Origin of the sequence: Parafrankia sp. Ea1.12 (assembly GCF_900465275.1) — a bacterium.
GTDB classification, from domain to species: Bacteria; Actinomycetota; Actinomycetes; order Frankiales; family Frankiaceae; genus Parafrankia; species Parafrankia soli.
Genome location: NZ_UBIZ01000444.1, coordinates 1 through 1262, shown reverse-complemented (window position 1 = coordinate 1262; position 1262 = coordinate 1). Strand labels below are relative to the sequence as shown.

The following is a 1262-nucleotide window of genomic DNA, read 5'->3' as shown; positions in this document are numbered from 1 at the left end:
CAGGACTCCCTCAATGCCGGCTCCGGTGAAGACGGCGTCGAAGGAAGCCGTGAACTTGGTGTCGCGGTCACGGAGGGGGAACTGGAACCGGTGGCCACGTTCGTCGAGGTCCATCAGTAGGTTCCGTGCCTGCTGGGTGACCCAGGCTGCGGTCGGGTGCTTCGTGGTCCCGAGAACATGGACGTGGCGGGTGGCGTGTTCGACGACGAAGAACACGTAGATCCGTTGCAGGAACACGGTGTCCACGGTGAAGAAGTCGCAGGCCAGCAGGCTGGAGGCCTGGGCGGACAGGAAGGTGCGCCAGGAGGTGTCGGCCCGGCGGGGTGCGGGGTCGATGCCGGCGCGGTGCGGGATCCGCCAGACGGTGGCGACCCCGACCGGGTAGCCCAGCCCGGCGAGTTCTCCCTGGATCCTGCGGTGGCCCCAGGTCGGGTTCTCCCGTGCGAGGCGCAGGACCAGCTCGCGGATCTCCCGGCGGACCGGCGGCCGACCGGGCGACTTCCGGGGTAGGTCCGTTTGCGTGCGAGGAGGTCACGGTGCCAGCGCAGCACGGTGGCCGGGGTGACGAAGAACGAACCCCAGCTGGACCGGGGCAGCAGCCGGGACAGGGCTGCGAGGATCACCCGATCCGCCGGTTCCAGGACCGGGCCGGTTCACCTGCCGGCGCAGCACCGCCACCTGATGTCGCAGGACAAGGAGCTCCGCCTCCTTCGAGGTGTCCCCACGCATCCGGAGCAGCATCAGCCCGAGAGTGTTCCGTGTCAGGGCGTAGAGCAGCGACCACACCATGACCACCCAGCCTGCCCGACACGGGCCCCGCCCCGCGGGCAAACGCGCAGGTCACCGCCCAAATCGGGGTTCTGGAGCCCCACAGGGTCCATTTCTGTGTGATCAGGCGGCGGTGCCACCGCAGGACGGTGCCGGGCGTGACCGCCGGTGCGTTCGCAGCGCCCTGGGCAGGAGTCGGATCAGGGCGGCGAGGACCGCCCGGTCCGCCCAGTCCCACCGGGGCTTGGGCTGGGTACGACGCAGCACCGCGACCTCATGCCGCAACACCAGCAACTCGATGTTCTTCGACGCCGACGAGCGGCCGAGGAGAACCAGCCAGCTACAGACCCGAACGAGGATCAGATAGAGCAGGCGTACGAACATGGCTGACCATCATGCCGGCCGCCGCACCGTCGCATCACCCCAGCTCACGGGCCCAAGCCGACTTCTGGCACCCCACAGGGTCGGTGGAATCCGGGTCGGTCCCGAACCGC

At 69.3% G+C, this 1262-nt stretch carries 1 protein-coding gene and 1 pseudogene; both read right to left on the bottom strand.

Annotated elements, in window-relative coordinates; all coding sequences use genetic code 11:
• Positions 1-831 (bottom strand): annotated as a pseudogene (locus FMEAI12_RS26200) (helix-turn-helix domain-containing protein); the annotation flags it as partial.
• A gap of 60 nt (positions 832-891) precedes the next feature.
• Positions 892-1152, bottom strand: a complete 261-nt coding sequence (locus FMEAI12_RS26195; RefSeq protein ID WP_235014526.1) for a hypothetical protein — start codon at positions 1150-1152, stop codon at positions 892-894.
• Positions 1153-1262: the final 110 nt, after the last annotated feature.